Origin of the sequence: Mesorhizobium sp. M7A.F.Ca.CA.004.06.1.1 (assembly GCF_003999135.1) — a bacterium.
GTDB lineage: Bacteria > Pseudomonadota > Alphaproteobacteria > Rhizobiales > Rhizobiaceae > Mesorhizobium.
On record NZ_RZPQ01000735.1, the window covers coordinates 1 to 2,953 of the forward strand.

4 protein-coding genes are annotated in these 2,953 nt (G+C 63.0%); all 4 read left to right on the plus strand.

The genetic code is table 11. The features are described from left to right. Nucleotides 1–1,075, plus strand: a 1,075-nt coding sequence (gene rpoD, locus EN906_RS29220; RefSeq protein WP_127375569.1) for an RNA polymerase sigma factor RpoD, incomplete at its 5' end; no start/stop codon positions are given. Between the two features lie 181 nt (nt 1,076–1,256). After that, nucleotides 1,257–1,550: a GYD domain-containing protein gene (locus tag EN906_RS29225; protein WP_127271340.1), complete on the plus strand. Its 294-nt coding sequence runs from the start codon at nt 1,257–1,259 to the stop codon at nt 1,548–1,550. 107 nt (nt 1,551–1,657) lie between these two features. Further along, nucleotides 1,658–1,927 (plus strand): DUF333 domain-containing protein, encoded by a 270-nt coding sequence (locus EN906_RS29230; RefSeq protein ID WP_127271342.1) that lies wholly within the window; start codon nt 1,658–1,660, stop codon nt 1,925–1,927. A gap of 26 nt (nt 1,928–1,953) precedes the next feature. Then, a partial coding sequence (locus tag EN906_RS29235; RefSeq protein ID WP_164777442.1) for a DMT family transporter occupies nt 1,954–2,953 on the plus strand: 1,000 nt, incomplete at its 3' end.

Sequence of the window (2,953 nt, forward strand, 5' to 3'; positions counted from 1 at the left end):
GAAGTCGCTGTCGCTCAACACGGCGCGCATCGAGGCGCTGGTCGAGCAACTCTACGACATCAACAAGCGCCTGGTGCAGAACGAAGGCAAGCTGCTCAGGCTGGCCGAAAGCTACGGCGTGCGCCGCGAAGAGTTCCTGAAGGAATATCAGGGTTCCGAGCTCGACCCGAACTGGACGCGCTCGATCGGCAATCTGACCTCGCGCGGCTGGAAGGAATGCACCAAGAACGAGAAGGATGCGATCAAGGAACGGCGCGCCGAGATCCAGAACCTCGCCACCGAAACGGCGATCTCGATCCTGGAATTCCGCAAGATCGTCAATCAGGTGCAGAAAGGCGAGCGCGAAGCGGCGATCGCCAAGAAGGAAATGGTCGAAGCCAATCTGCGCCTCGTCATCTCCATCGCCAAGAAATACACCAATCGCGGCCTGCAGTTCCTCGACCTGATCCAGGAAGGCAATATCGGCCTGATGAAGGCGGTCGACAAATTCGAATACCGCCGCGGCTACAAGTTCTCGACCTATGCGACGTGGTGGATCCGGCAGGCGATCACGCGTTCGATCGCCGATCAGGCGCGCACCATCCGTATTCCGGTGCACATGATCGAGACGATCAACAAGATCGTGCGCACCTCGCGCCAGATGCTGCACGAGATCGGCCGCGAACCGACGCCGGAAGAACTGGCCGAAAAGCTTGCCATGCCGCTCGAAAAGGTGCGCAAGGTCCTGAAGATCGCCAAGGAGCCGATCTCGCTCGAAACGCCGGTCGGCGACGAGGAGGATTCGCATCTGGGCGATTTCATCGAAGACAAGATGGCGATCCTGCCGATCGACGCGGCGATCCAGGCCAATCTGCGCGAGACCACCACGCGCGTGCTGGCCTCGCTGACGCCGCGCGAGGAGCGCGTGCTCAGAATGCGCTTCGGTATCGGCATGAACACCGACCACACGCTGGAAGAAGTCGGCCAGCAGTTCTCGGTCACCCGCGAGCGTATCCGCCAGATCGAAGCCAAGGCGCTGCGCAAGCTCAAGCACCCGAGCAGGTCGCGCAAGCTGCGCAGCTTCCTGGATAGCTGAGACTTACCGATGCAAAGAGTTCAAGGGCGCCAATGGCGCCCTTTTTTGTTGTGCGACGCACTCTTGCGGGCCAGGCCCTTCGGGAGGATAATTTCGGTGTCGGATGCATTTTCTGGGCGACAACCCGGATGCCCGCCCCGGCGAAGCCGCCGTGCTCCGTGGCCCCGGAGGGAGGTGTGCCATGACAAGCTACATCGTGCTGATGAACTGGACGGAGCAGGGTGCCAGGAACATACGCGAGTCACCGAAGCGGCTCGACGCCGCCAGGAGGCAACTGGGAGACATGGGCGGGTCGTTCAAAGCGTTCTACCTGACCATGGGCGAATACGATATGGTGGCTGTGGTCGAAGCGCCCGACGACGCGGTGCTGGCGCGCTTCTCGCTGATGCTGGCGGCAGCGGGCAATGTCAGGACGCGGACGCTGAAGGCCTTTCCCGAACTAGCCTACCGCGAGATCATCACCTCGCTCGGGTGAAGGAATCGGCAGGGTTTCTCGAACGTCGCTGGTTGGTGCCGGCCTGGTGGCGCTTTGCCGCAAGACGGGGCGCTTCGCCGTGATAGAATGCGGCCGGGGAGATCGCGATGAAGAAGGTTTCGATATTGGTCGCCAGCTTTGCCGCTTTGTCGCCGCTGCCGTTTTCCGCCGGCGCCAGTGCGCAAAAACCGGTCGGCATGGCCAATCCGGCATCCGTCCATTGTGGCGATATCGGCGGGCGCCTGGTGATCAGGAAGGACAAGGCCGGCAACGAATATGGGTTTTGCCGCTTGCCCAATGGGCGCCTTTGCGAGGAGTGGGCGCTGTTTCGCGACAACAAGTGCATCGGGCCGAAGGCGGCCATGCGCCGCAAGTGACACACCTGCCATCATAGGGTGAGATCATGTCCGAACCGCATTCCCATTCGCATCTGTGGCCCGGCGTGCCACTCGCGCTTGGCTCTGCCGCCCTGTTCGGGGCGACGCCGCCGCTCAGCAAGCTGCTGCTCAATGGCGTCAATCCCTTCATGCTGGCCGGCCTGCTCTATCTCGGTGCCGGTCTTGGGCTGGCTCTGTACCGCCTGCTTCGGGGCAGGCAGGCCGCGGCCGGGGAGGCGCAACTGACCGCTGGGGATGTTCCCTGGCTGGCGCTGGCGATCGGCATGGGCGGCGTTATCGCGCCGGTGCTGCTGATGTTCGGCTTGACCCTCAACACGGCGTCCAGTTCGGCGCTGCTGCTCAACCTGGAAGGGCTGGCGACGATGGCGATCGCCTGGCTCGTCTATCGCGAGAATGTCGACCGGCGCCTGCTTTTTGGCGCTTTCGCCATTCTGGCGGGTGCCATTCTTCTGTCGTGGCAAGGTGAGGGCGTCGCCTTCAACCGTGGCGCCCTGATGGTGGCAGGGGCTTGTCTGGCCTGGGGGATCGACAACAATTTCACGCGCAGGATCTCCGCCACCGACCCGGTGGTGATCGCCATGCTCAAAGGGCTGGTGGCGGGTGTCGTCAATGTCGGGCTGGCGCTTGCCGGCGGGGCCTTGTTTCCCCCGGCGTCGGTTATTGCAGCGACCGCCGCAGTCGGTTTCTTCGGCATCGGGGTCAGCCTGGTGATGTTCATCGTGGCGCTGCGTCATCTGGGCACCGCGCGGACAGGGGCCTATTACTCGCTCGCTCCCTTCATCGGCGCGTTGCTGGCAATCGCCATCCTGGGTGACGCCGTCACGCTCAAGCTGGCGGCCGCCGGAGTTCTGATGGGCGTTGGCCTGTGGCTGCATCTGTCGGAACGCCATGAGCACGAGCACGATCATGAGGAATTGGAGCACGAGCACAGCCATGTGCATGATGAGCACCACCAGCACCATCATGACGGGCCGGTGAGTGAGCCGCATTCGCACTGGCACCGGC

What these genes read in the sequence shown, in the direction of transcription:
- EN906_RS29230 (WP_127271342.1), top strand. Translation starts at nt 1,658, where the DNA reads ATGAAGAAGGTTTCGATATTGGTCGCCAGCTTTGCCGCTTTGTCGCCG.
- EN906_RS29225 (WP_127271340.1), top strand. Translation starts at nt 1,257, where the DNA reads ATGACAAGCTACATCGTGCTGATGAACTGGACGGAGCAGGGTGCCAGG.